Source organism: Scytonema hankhaensis NUACC26 (assembly GCF_045865695.1).
In the GTDB taxonomy this organism is placed as follows: domain Bacteria; phylum Cyanobacteriota; class Cyanobacteriia; order Cyanobacteriales; family Nostocaceae; genus Scytonema.
The window spans coordinates 1-17,565 of sequence record NZ_BAACAP010000219.1 but is presented as its reverse complement, the minus strand read 5'-3'; the positions used below and the strand labels follow the sequence as shown (position 1 = coordinate 17,565).

The following is a 17,565-nucleotide window of genomic DNA, read 5'->3' as shown; positions in this document are numbered from 1 at the left end:
TGGTTGCTCCCATCTTTTTGCCTTATTTTGCTCCCGTAGGAACTTTACTAACAGCCTCAATTTTTTGTACTAAAGAAGCCACGATTGTTGTTTTTATTTTTTCAACATTATCTGAAAGTCGATCGTTTTTCTTTTCGTCTAGGCTTCGGTAGACAGCCTCACGTAAAGCTTGAAGTTCCGGAATATCTATGTCATGATTTTCTCTTAAAATAGATTCTGCAATGTTCAGTGAGTCTGGAGTTACCAGTTCTAGCAAATCTATTAAACAGTTTATATCGTACATGGTTTGGCTTTCCATACTATCGTATAGTAGATTCTTTATTTTTAAATTATATTTCTACGCTATTTCATTTCATCAAAAAGATAGCAGAACAGATGACAACCAAGGATAATGCTTCGATTGGTGAGACGAGTATTGCTTGAGTTGCGGGTTCATTGGAGTTTATTTAAAACAGTTCCTAAACAACTACTTAATGAACCGCAGAGGACGCAGAGGACGCAGAGTAGTAAATGAACGGAGAATACAGGTAGTATGAGAACAGTGTATGTACGCTTAGCAATAGAGAGGTTATTTTTGTGACTATTAGAGACAGGTTGACTCACAGTTGGGGGTGGAGTTTGGCAGGGTACTTGACTATTTTAGAAACAATCTTGGTCAGTAACACGAGTGCTTTTGCCCAAATTTTACCAGATTCAACTTTGGGAGAGGAAAGTTCCACTGTCTCCCCTAATGTGCTAATTCGAGGGATTGTGAGCGATCGCATCAACGGAGGTGCTATCCGAGGTGCTAACCTATTCCACAGCTTTGAACAACTTAGTATTAATGAAGGAAGGGGAGCCTATTTTTCCAATCCCACGGGGATCGACAACATCTTTAGTCGCGTCACTGGCGATCGCCCCTCTAATATTCTCGGTAGACTTGGCGTTTTAGGCAATGCCAACTTATTCTTTATCAACCCCAACGGTATTTTATTTGGTACGAATGCTAGCTTAGACGTACAAGGTTCATTTGCGGGTACAACAGCCAATGCGATTCAGTTTGGTGAGCTAGGTTCTTTCAGTGCGACAAATGCAGAAGCCCCTTCACAGCTGTTGACTATAAATCCCTCAGCATTTCTGTTTAACCAAGTTCGTCCGGGTAACATTGTCAATCGCTCAACTGCGCCTAGCCGACCGGGAAGTAGTATTTTAGGGTTGCGAGTTGGCAATGGAGAAAATCTCTTACTTTTAGGAGGGAATATCAGTGTTGATGGCGGACAACTGAATGCATTTGGCGGACGAGTGGAAATTGGTGCAGTTGCAGGGACAGGAAAAGTAGAGTTGAATGCTGATGGTAGTTTGAATTTCCCAAGTGATGTACAACGAGCTAATGTGTCATTTACAAATAGAGCTATAGCGATCGTTAGTCTCGACGATCGTGGAGACATTGCTATTACGTCTCGAAATATCGATATTTCAGGAAGAAGCATACTACAATCTGGGATATTCTCAAAACTTGGTTCTCCAAATAGCCAAGCTGGAGACATTACACTCAATGCAACAGAGACAATTCAGATTGATAACCAATCCAGCATCAGCAATATAGTATTACCTGATACTACAGGTAACGCTGGTAATATTCGCATTAATACAAGATCTCTCTCAGTTACCAATGGAGCACAGCTGGGTGCAGATACTTTTGGGCAAGGGAATGCTGGGAATATTATTGTCAATGCTAGCGATACAGTCTCATTTGAGGGTGTCAGTCCGGATGGTCTATTACGTAGCGGTGCTTTTGGTATTATACAACCAGGTGCAACTGGTCGTGGTGGCAACATTGAGATTACAACAGGTTCACTGTTGGTAAAGAATAGGGCATTGCTCAATGCTAGTACTGGTGGACGAGGCAATGCAGGCTATATAAATATTAACGCTCGCGATACAGTCTCGTTTTTAGACGATAGTTCTGCCCTCAGTGTGATAGATGAACAAGCTGTGGGTAATGGCGGCAATATCTATGTCAATACAGGTTCTCTTTACCTCACCAACGGATCTCAATTGGACACCAGCGTATTTAAATTAGGACGAGGTAATGCAGGCAATATCATTGTTAATGCTCGCGATACAATCTCATTAGATGGCACAAATACTAATGGAGTCCGTGCTAGTACTCTGTTTAGTGAAGTGGTCAAAGGTGCTGTGGGAAATGGCGGTAATATTGAAGTCACCACAGGTTCTCTGTTTGCAACTAACGGAGGGCGATTGGAAGCTAGCACTGAGGGACAAGGCAATGCCGGAAATCTGATTGTCAAAGCCCGCGACATTGTTCGATTTGATGGTACTAGTCGAGATGGACGACTCTCGAGCGGCGCACTCAGCAATGTGGTTGGGAATGCAGTGGGTACAGGGGGTAATGTTGAAATTACTGCGGGATCTCTTTTTGTTGCTAATGGAGCACAGGTGGATGCGAGTACTGAAGGACAGGGAAGCGCAGGCAATATCATCATCAATGCCCGTAATGATATCTCTTTTAAAGGATTTAGCCCTGATGGACAATATAGCAGTGCTGCTTTTACCCGTTTAGAAGAGAGAGCAGTTGGTAATGGTGGTAACATTGAAATTAATACTGGAACGCTATCAATAACTGACGGCGCACAACTGCAATCTCAAACTTTGGGGCAAGGGAATGCAGGAAGTGTCATCATTAATGCTCGTGAAAGCATAGTTTTAGACGGTTTTCGCACTCGCATTGCAGGCAGAGACAAATCTGGAAGATTCATTATTAACATCTTTTCCAGTGGGATCTTTAGTGATGTTGGAAAGGATGCTAACGGTAATGGAGGTGACATTCGCATGACTACAGGGTCTTTGTCGCTGACTAATGGTGCTCGATTAGACACTAGTACATCTGGAAAGGGGAATGCTGGTAGTGCGATCGTTAACGTCCGCGATCTCGTTAACATAGGAGGTAGTGGTTTCCGAGGACTATTTTCTACTGGGATTTCCAGCAATGTGGAAAAAGGAGCCACAGGTAGTGGTGGTAATATTGAAATTTCAGCAGGTTCCTTTTCTCTCACTAGTGGAGGATTGATGATTACCAGTACTAGTGGAGAGGGCAATGCTGGAGATATAATTATTAATGCTCGAGATAACGTTTCCTTTGCAGAAAATGCTTCTAGTTCTGTCAGACAAGGAGCAAAAGGACAAGGTGGAGACATTCGCATTACCACAGGTTCCCTGTCAGTCATTGATGGAGCACAATTACTTACCTACACCAGGGGACAGGGTGATGCAGGCGATATTATTATCAATGCCCGCGATAATGTTTCATTTAAAGGTACTGATAGTGACAGTGTATCTTCTGGTGGTGCTCTTAGCCGTGTGGACGAGGGAGGTATAGGACTAGGTGGTGATATTCGTATTACTACAGGTTCTCTCTCTCTTACCAATGGCGCTCAACTTGATGCCAGCAGTCTTGGTGGACAAGGCGATGCTGGAAACATCTTCATCAATGCTCGCGATGCTGTTCTTGTTGATGGATTTGGTCGCAACAATGGATTCCCTAGCGCAATCTTAACTGATACTGGAGTCACTGCGAAAGGACGAGGAGGAACTATCAACATTGATACATCTTCGTTCCGTGTTGCTAATGGAGCTTTTGTTAATGCTAGTACGACTAACTCCGAGCGTGGAGGAGATATTATTATTAATGCGAATACATTAGAATCCATAAATGGCGGGCAAATTCTTACTACTACACTAGATAGCGGACAGGCTGGGAACATTACTTTAAGCGTTACAAACAACATTACGATATCTGGCTCAGACCCAAATATTCAGGAACGACGCAATCGATTTCCAAATCGAATTGCTAACGAAGAAAATGGAGAAAGTGGGTTGTTTGCCAATACTCGCTTGAACTCTACAGGTAATGGTGGCAAAATTAATCTGCAAACACGTCTGCTCTCTCTAAGCGATCGCGCCCAAATCTCCGCTCGCAGTCTTGGTTCGGGAACAGCAGGCGATGTCACAATTACAGCAGATGAGTCTGTAACTTTGACCAATAGTGACATCACAACATCAGCACAACAGGCTTCAGGAGGGGCTATCTCTCTCACCGCAAAAACAATGCGTTTATATGGCGATAGTGACATTCGGACAAATGTGGAGAACGGTATTAATAATGGTGGTAATATCACACTCAAAGCAAATTCGATTATCGCATTTGATGATAGCGATATTCTCGCTTTTGCTCGGAATGGGCGGGGAGGTAATGTGTTCCTTGATACTCCTGTCTTTTTTGGGGAAAACTATCGACCTGCTCCTGTTGGAACGAATCCAAATACTCTAGATGGAAATAATCGCGTTGATATCAATGCCAGTGGTGGTATTTCCTCTGGTATCATCAGCACACCCGATACCAGTTCTATTCAAAACAACCTGAGTGAGTTGTCACAAACCCCTATTGATACAAACGCATTGATTGCTAATAGTTGTATTGCTCGCACTCGCAAGCCTGAAGGTAGCTTTACAATCACGGGTGCTGGTGGTTTGCCTTACCGTCCTGGTGATGTTTCAATTTCAACTTATTACACAGGTGATGTGCGTAATGTACAGGGTGAGAGTGTATCGCGTCCATGGCACAAAGGCGATCCAATTGTAGAACCACAAGGCGTATATAAGTTGCCTTCAGGGCAATTAGTTTTGAGTCGTGAATGCCGTTAGAGAGTCACACAAATGGATTTAAAATCTGTACTTTGTTATTTATCAACTGATTGTGTTGCATATCTTCAGAATAAATGATGGAACAGCCACTTTGTAAAGCTGTTGCTAAGATGAGACTGTCCCAATATGAGTATCCATACTTGGCGTTAATTTCTAGAGCTTGTGAAACCTGCGGTGTATCAATTGACTGAATCGGAAAACAACTAATAATATCTAATACAATTTCTACTGCATCTGTTTTTGATGTGAAGTTCTTTCTTGTTAAAACATGAAAAAGTTCACCTAAAACCTGAGTGCTAACTTGGATAAATTGCGATTTATTATTAATGATTTCCTCAAGTTTCTGGTATTTTTCTGGTGGGTCTTTAGCATAAAGATAAAGCCAGAGATTAGTATCCAGAAAAATTTTATCTGTCATATATTTCTTCACGATTAAATTTATAATCCGGAGGTAGTTGGAAAGAGTAGTTCTTCACTCGTTCCAAAAATCGTTTAATTTTGAATTCGCTGGAATCTATTGTTTCATCAAACTCACTTGACTCAAAAATCATAATTTGCAAAATTTTACCCTCCAATTCAGAATCTAGTTTTTCACGAAGAATCAATTCTCCATTGGTATAGGTTGCTTGTACCAATTTGACCATAAGGGTTCCTTCCTATTACAACTTATTCATATGATATCGCTTAATTCCCCAATCAGTTCCTGCACGCTTACAATAAGAGTGATAGAGAGGAATGTAACCATGAGCATCATTATCCCTGATGAGATTTTAACTACAACCCGCATGACTGAGGCGGAAATGAGGCAGGAAATTGCAGTCATGCTATTTCAGAAGGAAAAGCTTACCCTCGCTCAAGCGAGTCGGTTTGCTCTGATGAACCGGATTGCATTTCAACACTTACTGGCAAGTCGTCAAATTTCAGTGCATTATGATGTAGAGGATTTCCAAGAGGACATTAAGAATTTGCAAGAGATGGGCAGACTGTAATCGTTGTTATCAATTTCAATTTATTCCACAGGTGATATACGTAGTGTACAAGGCGATGAATATAGTGTTAATAATCATATATTTTATACCGTATATACACAGTAGACTATTCCAACAATCGCCTTAAAGCAAATTGTTTTAAGTCAGGAGTGTTGCTACACCAATACGTGTTAGCATTTTGGGAAACTTTAGCCTAGCTATTAGTCATAAGTGTATGTTTAAATTTTTATATAGCATTTTTTGTAAACAGGACTTACGCAACCTCAACGGTATTTTCAGAATTTCACGCTTTGCAGATCCCCCCATCTCCCCCCAACCCCAGAGGGGACCCCTATCACCCCTTCAAAAGGGGGGCTTTGCGTAAGTCCTGAGTCATAATGAACATATCTGCTCTGCATCGCGAGCAGCATCTTGTTTGATTTTCTTGACTAGTAGCGATCTCATTACATTATGACATCTCCAACTCGCTTTATTCCTCAATCTCAACTGCCGGTTCCTGTAGACGAAACACTACCGACAATGTACGATCTACCAAGTGACAATCCAGAGGAACCCGGTTTGCCAGACGAATTTCACTTCTTTCAGCCATTGCTACTACGGTTAACTTTTCTGCCACTGAATTGGAACCCGGAATTTGTTTTTAGCGCGGCTGACTTGAATCTCTATTATGATGTGCAGCATACTCAGTGGTATAAACGCCCCGATTGGTTTGGTGTGTTAGGCGTTTCAAGGTTATATCAAGGGCAAGATTTACGTTTAAGTTATGTGACTTGGCAAGAAAAAGTCAATCCCACTGTTGTAGTTGAGTTGTTATCTCCCGGTACGGAAGACGAAGATTTGGGAGAAACTGAAAGTGAGCCAGATGAACCGCCTACCAAGTGGTTCGTGTATGAGAAGATTTTACAGGTTCCTTATTATGTTATCTTTAGTCGTTATACGAATAAACTTCAAGGATTTCGCTTGGTAGATGGTGAGTATCAAGCGATGAATTTGACGGATGGACGCTTGCTGATGCCAGAGCTGGGTTTAAGTTTGGGATTGTGGGAGGGGTCATTTCGCAAAATTCCACGATTGTGGTTGCGATGGTTGACTTTGAATGGTGAATTAATCCCTGAACCTTCCGAAGAAGCAATTGCTGCCAAACAAGAAGCACAACAAGCCAAACAAGAAGCACAACAAGCCAAACAAGAAGCACAACAAGCCAAACAAGAAACAAATGAAGCAAAAAGAAGAGCAGAAAAATTAGCAGAACGCTTGCGCCAATTGGGCATAGATTTAGATGAAGTGGAGTAATCATTTGATAGCGATTCGGCTTTAGCCGTAATCACTCACTTATCGCTTTTGTTAAAAATTACCCATATTTTATCAAAAGCCAAATTAGTGACATTCACGACTCATCACGAGTTGCCCATTATCAAGGCGGTAGACACCAGTAGCTTCGATTATTGGATCGCCTTTTTGCCATAACGGAGATTTTGAATTGCCTAATTTACTATTCTCAACACCACGCACTTCACCAGTAGGATATACAGACATATTTGCATCGCCTGGGCGATTTGGTAATCCACCAGAACCAACGATAGTAAATGAACCTCCCTTAAGCTTACTGCGAACGATGCAACTATTTGCAATGAGTGCGTTAGTATCGATGAGATTTTGTGGTAACTCTGTGAAGCTGTTTTGGCTCGACGTTGTATCGGGGAGTCGGATAATTCCAGAAACCCTACCAGTAGCATTGACATCCACACGTTGATTTCCATCTAAAGTACGGGGTTCTGTACCACGGGGAGCAGGACGATAGTTTTCGCCGAAGAAGGCAGGGGTATCAAGAGTAATATTACCGCCTTTTCCATCTCGAGCAAAAGCAAGAATGTCGCTATCATCAAAGGCGATGATAGAGTTGGCGGTGACGCGAATATCGCCCCCATTGCCTACACCACTAAATACAGAGGTAAAAATGTCACTGTCACCGAACAGACGGATGTCTTGGGCTGTGATATTCACAGAGCCACCTGAAGACAGAAGAGAAGAGGTAAAAATACTACCATTTCTGGCACTTAGACTTTCATCTACACGAATAGTAATATTGCCAGCTTGACCCTGATTGGAAGAGACGGTTGATAAATATGCGCGATCGCGGATGTTTAAGATTCGAGTTGTAAGTGTTACATCCCCTGCTTTTGCACTTGAATCGATACCTCTAGTTTCGCTTCCTAAAGCGCTGGGTCGTCCGCTAGCAGAGACTCCTTCTATATCTACTCTATCTGCAGTTACCTCAATGTTTCCACCACGACCCCGCCCAAGGGTAGAAGCTGATACTTCTGCACCATTCTGAATTAGTAACACAGGCGTGGCGATCGTTAAAGAACCTGCATCTCCCGTTGCTGTTTGATTAGATTGAGTCCGTAAGCTACTGGAAAAGTCACCAATACCTGATGTCCCTATCAGTTGCACTTGTTTAGAAGCACGGACAGTTAAATTTCCGCCATTACCCGAGTTACGAGTACCAGCATCAATGCGTGCTCCATCTCTTATCAGTAATACAGGAGTTGCGATCGTTATATCTCCTGCATTTCCTGTTCCTTGTGTTTCTGAAAACAAACCACTAGAAATCTGACTATTAGTTGTTGTACCAATAAGTTGCACTTCTTTGAAAGCATTAACAGTCAAATTTCCTCCTTTTCCTGCACCCAAGGTACCAGCTGAAACCTGCGCTCCATCCTTTACCAATAAAACGGGAGTGTTAATTCTCACGTTTCCTGCCTCTCCTCTTCCCCGAGTTTTAGTAGATAAGTCGCTAACAGATTGCCCATCAACAGAAATACCAATGATTTGTACGGATTCAGAAGCGTTGACAGTCAAATTTCCACCTTTACCTGAACCACTGGTATCAGCTAAAACTTGCGCTCCATCTTTCACTAATAATACGGGAGTATTAATTTTCAAATCTCCTGCATTTCCCGTACTTGTTGTAGAAGATTGCAAAATACTAAAACGACCATCACCAAAAGTATCCAATAGTTGGACTGATTCAGAGGCATTGACAGTCAAATTTCCACCTTTACCTGAACCAGTGGTACCTGTTGTAACTCCTGCCCCATCTCTAACCAGTAAGACTGGAGTATTAATTATTATAGAACCTGCGTCTCCTGTTCCCTGGGTTTCAGCAAATAAACCAGTGTCAACAAATAAACCATTGGAAAGCCCATTTTCTAATCCGATAAGTTCTACAGATTTAGAAGCGTTGACAGTTAAATTCCCGCCTTTGCCTGCGCCAAAAGTACTACCATCAATCCCTGCTCCATCCCTTACTAACCGCCTCCTGTACCCGCTCCTGTAATATTTGCGCTAATAACTGAACCATCGCTAAGCGTTACATTTCTCCCCTGCAATTGAATACTGCCACCACTATCGCCCTCAGTGAAGACAATACTTTCTTGGCTCAGACGAATATCTTGGAATTTATTAACACCCTCATAACCTAGAACAAAACCAGCGTTAGTTGGTGTCAGACTTACAAAACTACCACTCCCAACACTTCCTAGCTCAATTCGCCCATCTGGTGCTACGAGAGTTCCTTCTTTGAGGATAATGTCTCCACCTACAAGCCCCAGAGTTTTCCCTGGCTGAACTTCCAAGCCAGGTAAATTGACATCGCCTGATTCATTGACGATCGCTTTAGGACTTTCTCCAAATTGCAAACCAAGAGGAACACCTATAGACAGCAAGGGGGCATTTTGTGGTGCAGTTGCATTAAATTCCTTTCCATCTACAAATTTTAGGCTACTGGCTGTACTTGCCAGAAATGAACCACCAATATTTAAACTAGCATTGTTACCAAAGATGATGCCGTTGGGATTGATTAGAAACAGGTTGGCGTTACCGTTTGCTTCAATTAAACCATCAATATTGGAGACAGACCCACCCGTGACTCGACTGAAGATATTTTGAATTTCTAAACCATTGAAGAAATGAGCCGTGTTTCCTATGGGAACAGAAAACTCACTAAAGCTGTGGAATAAGTTACTTCCTGCTTGAGTTCCGCCCCCAATAAGTCTGATATTGTCAATGCGAGTGACTTGAGAGTTATTAGGTAGGGTGTCATCCGCAATGATTTGAGCACTCGTGGGCATTTGTTGAAATGCGATCGCTCCTATACCCATTGTAACGCCAATTATTTCTCTTACCCAGTAATGACAATCATTTTTTCTTCCTAATAACTGACGTAGCAACATTGTACCTCACGTAGCTTTTCTATTTTTTCAGTGTCATCACCTAATCAATCATCAAAATACCACGATCCAGCTTTCTAGAGAATGCATAAAAGTGTATGTTTGAATTTTTATATAGCATTTTTTGTAAACAGGACTTACGCAACCTCAACGGTATTTTAAGGATTTCACGCTTTGCAGATCCCCCCATCTCCCCCCAACCCCAGAGGGGACCCCTAGCCCCCCTTAAAAAGGGGGCTTTGCGTAAGCCGTGGTAAAATCATTTTTTTTCTAAAGATTAAAAAATCTACAACAACTTCACAGAATAGTACTTCTCCCTGAATTCTACTCTTTTCTGTAAGATATCTTGCAGTTTTCTGCATATACAATTAGAATATTTTGCATTTCAGCATACACAAAAAGTGAATGAATTGTTTAAGCGTTTTTTTTTAGCTATGAATAACAAGAACAGTTCATAGTTTGACCAATATAGCAGTTCTATCTAATTTATGAAACTGCAAGAGACAAGAGACAAGACAGAAATGAGGTAATTTATCCATAAATTAGGATTGCTATAAAAATCTATTAACTGTTTTTCCGATTTTTATCCACCAATTTACGCAAGGAATTCTTCGTGAAAGTAGTTAAAAGTGAAAAATATTCATTTCCCAATCGTTCTCATGTTTTTCTTAAAGAACTTGTTTTTACAGTATCTATTGTTAGCATTTTATCTTCAATATTTTGTGTCAAACATAATATTCATCTAGGAATAAACCCTACAGCAGTCTCTGCTGAAAAACTTTGTATAATTTATGTGAAAATGAACGAGAATATCAAATCAGCTTTTATCGGAGAAAGTCAACCGAGCGATTATTTATATAACTCGCAATTCCAACCCAAAAGAGGGAAATTTCAAGATTTTTTTCAAAAATAAAAATTGCAAATGGTGTAACTTACCACGTAAAAGAGAGCAATAAGACAACTAAATAATTACAGGACTTACGCATAGCCCCCCTTTTAAAAAGGGGTTAGTAGGTAATCTTCTGACGGGAAGGGAGTAAAGTTAAACTCTATGCAACTTCATCAGCCCTTATCTTTCGATTTTTTGAGATAAGCTTTTGCCCAAACATACCGTTCGCTATCTTTTTTGAGTAGGTATGCGGCTGCAGTGTGTCTTTTTTCTTCATCTTTTGTATTTCTAACTACTCGCTTGATTTCATCATCGATATCTTCAGTTTTAGCACCACGTTGGATTGCTTCTCTAAACCAATAATCTCCATTCGGATAGTCACCTTTGTCATAAGCAATAGCTCCCATTAATGTGTAAGGCTGATAACTGAGCGCATGATATTGCATAGCTTTTTTTGCACAACTTTCAGCATCAAATAATTTATTAATATCTCTGAATGCCGCACCTCTAGTGACTAAAATTGCTGATTTGAGAGTATTGTCTTTTATTTGGTTTAAGTCTAAGTTAGTTAACTGTAAAGCTTGTTCAGATTCGTTTGCCTTACGCCAATAACTACTAGCAGTTGGAATATGCCATTTGTTTCCTGTCCGTTGAAATTCTTGGACATAAAACTCTGCTTCAAGGCTGTAATATTTAAGAGCAACCTTTCCATCACGAGATAATAAATCTTGTTCTAGAAGTTGAAAAAATAGTATGGGATCTAATCTTTCGTTTCTCTCCATTTTTAGTAAAATCTGATAAAATGGCTCTAGTGTCAATTTATTCGTGAAATCTATTAAACTATACTTTTTCTTAAGCATGATAAAGTGCCGTTTTTGAAAAAGAGTAATAATATCTTCATAGCTATTATTTTTCAGCCATTGAATTTCTGATTCATTGAGAGTCTCTCCTGATTCTATTTTAGACTTCAAAGCGTCAGCGTATTTTTGATTCGCGATCGCTATCGTTTCAGTAAGTTTGCGATTTTTCATAAAGTTAAGATCTTGTTCGCTTAACTTACTGTCTGACTCAAGTCTTTTGAGAACTTTGTACAAGTGGCTCTTAGGAGAGCAATCTTCATATCGTGTGGCTTTATACTTAACTTTTAAGGCAGCAAATTCTTGTGTTTTTTCCAATTCTTGAGCAATAGCAATTGTTTCGCTCAGCCCTTGCTGTTCCAGCCAGTAAGTTTCCGATTCACTTAAATTATTTCTTGCATCGATTTTTTGTAAGATTGGATACAAGGGACTCAACAATGATAGATCGGAATGTTTTTTTGCTTGATATTTCTCTATTAATTGAGCAAATATATTCTTTTTTTCTGACTCTTGTAGTTTAAAGATATTTGCGGTTTCCAAGAGTTTGTTGTCTAAGAGAAAGTTATATTCAAAATCATTCAAAAGTTCTGCTAACTCTAACTTTTTCAAGATTTGATATAGGGGACTATCAGGATAAGAGTCTTGATATTGAGTAGCTTTGTACTTAGATTTAAGTTGAGTGAACTGCTGAATATCTTGAGCGATCGCATTCGTCTGTGATAGACCGTTGGAACTTAGCCAATCAACTTCCTTAGAAGTGAGGAATTGTCCTGAGTCAATCTTCCAAAGTATGAAATACAGAGGACTATATTGCCAAGAAACACTGTGGTGTGTAGCTTTGTACTTGGACTTTAATTGCGAGAACTCTACACCTAATTTGACAAAATCCTTTAATTTATCTTCTTGTTCTTGACATATAAATTCCAGTTTCTGCGCTCTCAACCATTCTATCTCTAATGTATTAAGTTTAATGCCTAAGTCAACTTTTCTAAGTACAAGATATAGAAGACTAGTAGGTAATAAATCTTGATATTGAGTGGCTTGGTATTTAGACTTGAGAGTAGTAAAGTGTTTAATCCGGTGTCGATCGTCTTTATGCATATTGATAGCACCTGCTATAGTACTGACTTAAATGTGTTATAGACTACTATAGCAACACTTATAAAAAAGGTCGAGTTCAACACCCCTCGCTTTTATCTCCCTTGTCTCCCTTGTCTTATTAAGCGTCCATGTGAATTGGTATCACACAAACGGATTCAAAATATGTAGGACTTACGCATTGACAGAAACGGTCAGATCTGTTGAAAATTTGCTTAGATTTTGGATACACATTGCCAATCAACTGTACACCTTATGAACTTATGGGAGAGTGAATTATGTGGGAAGACGAAATTGTAGAAGAACTTCATCGAATTCGTGAAGAACACGCAAAGGCATTCAATTACGATATAAGAGCAATCTGTGCAGATTGGCGAAAAAGATAGGAACAAAGTGGTAGGCAGTTTATGACCCTAACTCCTACAAAGCCAGTTAACAATCTGTGCAACGGACAGAGCAAAAATAGTTGTGGAAATGCAATTGTTTTAGTCGCTGCCAGGGTACACTTGTTGTCAGCGACGAAATCATCGACCCCTTTGGAATTACTAATGGTGTAAATATATTAGAAGTCAGTCTTAGATCTGATGATATTCCGCTTTCTATCATGCCAGACGGGATAGGAGGTATTACGTTTGTCAGTAATAATGCTCTTTTTCCTAGATATTCCAATGACAATGTGTTTGAATCTTTCGATTCTCAAACTAATACGCTCTATATTCGACCAGACCAGAATCAATCCACAGCTACTGTCAATGCGTTCTCAAGTGGTGGCATTTTAAGTAAAGCACCTACCATTTTAGATGGGTTAATGGCACTACAATTTCAAAATAACGCAATCAGTGGAAGCCTCAATTTTTTAGGAACGAATAACGAAAATTACAGTGCGAATCTAAGCGGAGTTCTTATCTAACGCTAATATTATATAACTGAAGTGTCGTCAGAAATTTTGTTTATGAAACGAATGGGATAATTCATATTTGGTTACAAAAAGAACTTTGTAAATTTAACTAACTTTTGCTTTATCAAAACAAACACTAGTGGTATATTTGGAGAAAATTTGCAGATACTCATAATAACCTGCAAAACGAGTCACTTGTACTCATAGAGGTTTATCCTGTGATAATTAAAGGCTGGCTTAGTGTATATTGGCGATTGGGAGTAGCAAGTTTTTTCGCTTTGATTGGGGTGGTAAGTGGAGGAGCCAATAACAGGGCTTTTGCTCAGCAAGAGGTGAGTGCCGACCCTTCTTTAGGAACTACAGTTACAGTTAATGGCACTACTTTTCAAATCACAGGTGGCACGACGGTAGGTGACAAAAATCTTTTCCACAGTTTCAGCAATTTTAGCGTCCCCATTGAAGGGGCAGCCGATTTCCGCAATGCTCCCACCATTAGCAATATATTTGCACGAGTTACCGGAGGAAGCGTTTCGGATATTCAGGGGCTGATTTGCACACACGGTACTGCTAATCTATTTTTAATGAATCCCAATGGCATTGTATTTGGACCGAGTGCTCAACTAAATATTGGTGGTTCATTTGCCGCAACAACAGCAAATGCGATCGCTTTTCCTAACGGTGGGGAGTTTTCGCTCTTATCAAAAGTTGATTCTGGTAATTCCCTGCTGTCAGTTAATCCTTCAGCTTTCTTATTCAATCAAATTGCAAGTCAGCCTATTACAAATCAATCTAAATCTCCATTTCCGGGAGAGCCATCTTTTATAGATGGGTTACGAGCTCCTGATGGTAAGAGTTTATTGCTGGTAGGCGGTAATGTCAGATTGGATGGCGGATATGTGCAAGCTGTGGATGGTCGCGTTGAATTGGGAGGAGTCGCAGGAGCGGGAACAGTAGGACTGAATGTTGATGGCAATAATCTGCGTTTGAGTTTCCCTAATAACGTAATGCGAGCAGATGTATCCCTTAACAATAAAGCTGTAGTTAATGCCAGTGGCGAGAGCGGCGGTAGTATCCAGGTAGATGGCAAGCGCGTTACGCTCGCAAATGGCTCATTAATTTTTGCAGATACCTTAGGAAGTCAAAATGGTCAAGGAATTTTTATTCGGGCTTCACAGTTAGACATCAGCGGTAGTTCTAGCGTTAGCGCTAGCACAACTAGCTCGGGTAATGCGGGGACTATACAGATTCAAGCCAGCGATTCAGTAGAAGTAACTGGTAAGGACAGTTTTATCGGTTCGGTTGTAACGCAATCTGCTACTGGGAGAACTGGAGACGTGTCCATCGATACTACTAGGTTGATTGCTCGTAATGGAGCGCAGGTGTTCATGAATACTTCTGGCAAAGGTCAAGCAGGTAATCTAACTGTAAACGCCTCTGATTCTGTAAAACTGCTCGGGACTTCAGCAGATGGGAGGAATTCTAGTGGCTTGTTTACCCGAGCCGAACTCGGATCTCAAGGGGATGCGGGAAACATAACCATCAACACCAGACAGTTGTTTGTTCAGGATGGAGCACAGGTATCGACTCGTTCTCGAGGCAAGGGACGAGCAGGGAATTTGACTGTGAATGCTCCTGATTCTGTCGAACTGATTGGAACATTACCAGGCACCGAGATGCGTAGCCGCTTAATTGCTGTGGGATTTTCAAGCTCCAGAGGTGCCGGGGACTTAACGATTAACACGAGGCGGCTAATTGTTCGGAGTGGGGCGATCGCAGTAGCTTCTACTTTTGGTAAGGGACAGGCAGGGAATTTGACTGTCAATGCCTCTGATGTGGACATGAGTGGTGTTTCGGCAGATGGGCGCTATAGGAGTTCTTTACTCGCCGAGACGAGCGGCGAGGGAAATGCAACAAACTTGACGATTAACACAAGGCAGCTGATTGTTCGAGACGGAGCTTTAGCATCCGCTTCCACTGTCAGTGTAGGTCAAGGAGGTAATTTGACTGTAAACGCCTCTAACCTTGTGGAACTAAGTGGTACCTCAATTATTGGACAATACAGAAGCGCTTTAGGTGCTGAGACTACTGGACAGGGAAATGCCACAAATTTGACGATTAACACAAGGCAGCTAATTGTTCGGGATGGGGCTTTAGTCTCAGCTGCTACTTTTGGTGAAGGTCAAGGAGGAAATTTGACTGTGAACGCCTCTGAGCTTGTGGATCTGAGTGGAACAACACTGAACGGGCAGTATTCCAGTGGTTTATTTACTCAGACTCAAGGTTCTGGAAACGCCGGAAAGTTAGAAGTAGAAACGGGGGTGTTAACTGTCGGGGACGGGGCAATAGTATTAGCTTCTACTTTTGGGCAGGGCAATGCAGGGAAAATATCCGTGCAAGCTCATGACTCTATCTATCTCTCACGTGGCTATATTTTCAGTCAGGTAGAAGGAGGAGCAACGGGAAATGGTGGAGATATCAACATCCAAACACGAGCGATCGCTCTCACAAACGGTGGTGAAATAGCTGCTTCCGTTTTCCGCCAACAGGGAAACATTCCAGGTGGACAAGGTAAAGGAGGAAGTATTCAAATTAATGCTACTGACTCGGTTAATATTTCTGGCGTCGATCCAAATGCTTTCTCTAGCGGACTGTTTACGAACACCCAAAGAGGGGCAAGTGGTCAGGGAGGAGATATTACAGTTAAAACTGGCACATTTCGGATAACGAATGGTGCAGTTGTGACTGCCCAAACTCTTAATCCTAGCAATGGTGGCAACATCACTATCAACGGAGATACATTTGAAGCTATTAGTGGTGGACAAGTTCTTACTGGTACTGTCGGCAGTGGCAATGCTGGTAAAATTACTATCAACGCTAAGGATAGAGTCACGATTTCTGGTAGCGATCCTACCTTTTCAGAGCGTTTTGTCCGATTCGGTAGGGATGTCGTTGCAAATTCAGGTTCTGCCAGTGGAGTATTTGCCAACACAGAGGTTAATTCTAAAGGGGAGGGTGGCACGATATTTTTGACTGCAACCAACTTAAACTTAATCAATACTGGTCAGATATCTGCTCAAAGTTTGGGAACAGGTAAAGCTGGTAACATTAATATTAATCTCCGCAATACTTTGCAAGCGGATATGGGTCAGATTTTTACCAATGCCACCTCTGCTGGAGGAGGTGACATCAGTATCAAAGCTAGAGATATCCGTCTTCGCAATGACAGTGACATCAGAACCAACAGTGGTGGCGGTGATGGTGGTAATATCTTCCTAACTGCTAACAATATTATTGCTCTTGAAGACAGCGATATCCTTGCTTTTGCACCTCAAGGCAGAGGGGGCGAAATCAAATTCACAACTGCCGCTTTTCTCAGTAATCCCCCCTATCGCCCTACTCGCTCAACGACAAACCTTGCGACTCTAGATATGCTAAACAATAACGGTCGTGCGGATGTAAATGCTAGTGGTACAGTCACGGGAAGCATTAGCGGTATACCTGACACGACCTTTCTCCAAAACAGCTTGACAGAGTTATCGCAAAATCCAATTGACACCAACGCTCTCATTGCCAATAGCTGTATTACCCGTGGTAACAAGCAAGAAGGCACTTTCATCATCACGGGTACTGGTGGCTTGCCGAACCGTCCCGGAGATGTTTCAATTTCAACTTATCCCACTGGGAATGTGCGTGGTGTACAGAGTGAGGGTGCATCTCGTTGGAAGCAAGGCGATCCAATTGTAGAACCACTTGGTGTGTATAAACTTGATTCAGGGCAACTTGTCCTGAGTCGTGAATGTGCTCGCTAATCAACTACGATTTAATACCAATTCTCTATATTAAAGCAACAGATTGAGATCCCCCCTAGCCCCCCTTAAAAAGGGGGGAAAGTACTTAA

At 41.3% G+C, this 17,565-nt stretch carries 12 protein-coding genes; 6 read left to right on the top strand and 6 right to left on the bottom strand.

Annotated elements, in window-relative coordinates:
- Positions 1-22: 22 nt before the first annotated feature.
- Positions 23-283, bottom strand: coding sequence for a hypothetical protein (locus ACKTT2_RS29865; protein ID WP_407893518.1), 261 nt, complete (start codon positions 281-283; stop codon positions 23-25).
- A gap of 293 nt (positions 284-576) precedes the next feature.
- Here ACKTT2_RS29865 and ACKTT2_RS29860 point away from each other — a divergent pair, with 293 nt between their 5' ends.
- The gene (locus tag ACKTT2_RS29860) at positions 577-4,704 is read left to right on the top strand and encodes a two-partner secretion domain-containing protein (protein WP_407893516.1); all 4,128 of its coding nucleotides are present in this window, start codon (positions 577-579) and stop codon (positions 4,702-4,704) included.
- 4 nt (positions 4,705-4,708) lie between these two features.
- On the opposite strand, the gene ACKTT2_RS29855 is transcribed toward ACKTT2_RS29860, so the two are convergent.
- Together ACKTT2_RS29855 and ACKTT2_RS29850 are read right to left on the bottom strand one after the other, a co-directional pair.
- Positions 4,709-5,122 carry a PIN domain-containing protein gene (locus ACKTT2_RS29855; RefSeq protein ID WP_407893514.1) on the bottom strand — a complete coding sequence of 138 codons (414 nt, stop codon included), beginning with the start codon at positions 5,120-5,122 and terminating at the stop codon, positions 4,709-4,711.
- Positions 5,112-5,348 carry a hypothetical protein gene (locus ACKTT2_RS29850; RefSeq protein WP_407893512.1) on the bottom strand — a complete coding sequence of 79 codons (237 nt, stop codon included), beginning with the start codon at positions 5,346-5,348 and terminating at the stop codon, positions 5,112-5,114. Before ACKTT2_RS29850 ends, ACKTT2_RS29855 begins: the two co-directional genes overlap by 11 nt.
- Before the next feature lie 99 nt (positions 5,349-5,447).
- Here ACKTT2_RS29850 and ACKTT2_RS29845 point away from each other — a divergent pair, with 99 nt between their 5' ends.
- On the top strand, positions 5,448-5,693 hold the full coding sequence (locus ACKTT2_RS29845; protein ID WP_407893509.1) for a UPF0175 family protein: 246 nt from the start codon (positions 5,448-5,450) through the stop codon (positions 5,691-5,693).
- Positions 5,694-6,143: 450 nt separating this feature from the next.
- A complete protein-coding gene (locus ACKTT2_RS29840; protein ID WP_407893505.1) occupies positions 6,144-6,986 on the top strand; it encodes a Uma2 family endonuclease in 843 nt (280 codons plus the stop codon).
- A gap of 84 nt (positions 6,987-7,070) precedes the next feature.
- Here the strand turns inward: ACKTT2_RS29840 and ACKTT2_RS29835 are convergent, their stop codons facing one another.
- Both ACKTT2_RS29835 and ACKTT2_RS29830 read right to left on the bottom strand, forming a co-directional pair.
- Entirely contained in the window at positions 7,071-8,744 is a 1,674-nt protein-coding gene (locus tag ACKTT2_RS29835) for a hypothetical protein (RefSeq protein ID WP_407893503.1), read from the bottom strand.
- A 260-nt stretch (positions 8,745-9,004) separates the two neighbouring features.
- Positions 9,005-9,928: a filamentous hemagglutinin N-terminal domain-containing protein gene (locus tag ACKTT2_RS29830; protein WP_407893501.1), complete on the bottom strand. Its 924-nt coding sequence runs from the start codon at positions 9,926-9,928 to the stop codon at positions 9,005-9,007.
- A 610-nt stretch (positions 9,929-10,538) separates the two neighbouring features.
- On the opposite strand from ACKTT2_RS29830, the gene ACKTT2_RS29825 reads away from it, so the two are divergent.
- Complete coding sequence (locus ACKTT2_RS29825) at positions 10,539-10,838, top strand: hypothetical protein (RefSeq protein ID WP_407893498.1); 300 nt, start codon at positions 10,539-10,541, stop codon at positions 10,836-10,838.
- A 149-nt stretch (positions 10,839-10,987) separates the two neighbouring features.
- On the opposite strand, the gene ACKTT2_RS29820 is transcribed toward ACKTT2_RS29825, so the two are convergent.
- A complete protein-coding gene (locus tag ACKTT2_RS29820) occupies positions 10,988-12,772 on the bottom strand; it encodes a hypothetical protein (RefSeq protein ID WP_407893496.1) in 1,785 nt (594 codons plus the stop codon).
- A 463-nt stretch (positions 12,773-13,235) separates the two neighbouring features.
- On the opposite strand from ACKTT2_RS29820, the gene ACKTT2_RS29815 reads away from it, so the two are divergent.
- Together ACKTT2_RS29815 and ACKTT2_RS29810 are read left to right on the top strand one after the other, a co-directional pair.
- A complete protein-coding gene (locus tag ACKTT2_RS29815) occupies positions 13,236-13,679 on the top strand; it encodes a hypothetical protein (RefSeq protein ID WP_407893494.1) in 444 nt (147 codons plus the stop codon).
- A gap of 206 nt (positions 13,680-13,885) precedes the next feature.
- Positions 13,886-17,476, top strand: coding sequence for a two-partner secretion domain-containing protein (locus tag ACKTT2_RS29810; protein ID WP_407893492.1), 3,591 nt, complete (start codon positions 13,886-13,888; stop codon positions 17,474-17,476).
- The last annotated feature ends 89 nt before the right edge of the window (positions 17,477-17,565 follow it).

Excerpts from the sequence above, each read along its gene's own strand:
- ACKTT2_RS29850 (WP_407893512.1), bottom strand. The coding sequence starts at position 5,348 with ATGGTCAAATTGGTACAAGCAACCTATACCAATGGAGAATTGATTCTT.
- ACKTT2_RS29830 (WP_407893501.1), bottom strand. The coding sequence starts at position 9,928 with ATGTTGCTACGTCAGTTATTAGGAAGAAAAAATGATTGTCATTACTGG.
- ACKTT2_RS29845 (WP_407893509.1), top strand. The coding sequence starts at position 5,448 with ATGAGCATCATTATCCCTGATGAGATTTTAACTACAACCCGCATGACT.
- ACKTT2_RS29840 (WP_407893505.1), top strand. The coding sequence starts at position 6,144 with ATGACATCTCCAACTCGCTTTATTCCTCAATCTCAACTGCCGGTTCCT.
- ACKTT2_RS29820 (WP_407893496.1), bottom strand. The coding sequence starts at position 12,772 with ATGCATAAAGACGATCGACACCGGATTAAACACTTTACTACTCTCAAG.
- ACKTT2_RS29855 (WP_407893514.1), bottom strand. The coding sequence starts at position 5,122 with ATGACAGATAAAATTTTTCTGGATACTAATCTCTGGCTTTATCTTTAT.
- ACKTT2_RS29865 (WP_407893518.1), bottom strand. The coding sequence starts at position 283 with ATGTACGATATAAACTGTTTAATAGATTTGCTAGAACTGGTAACTCCA.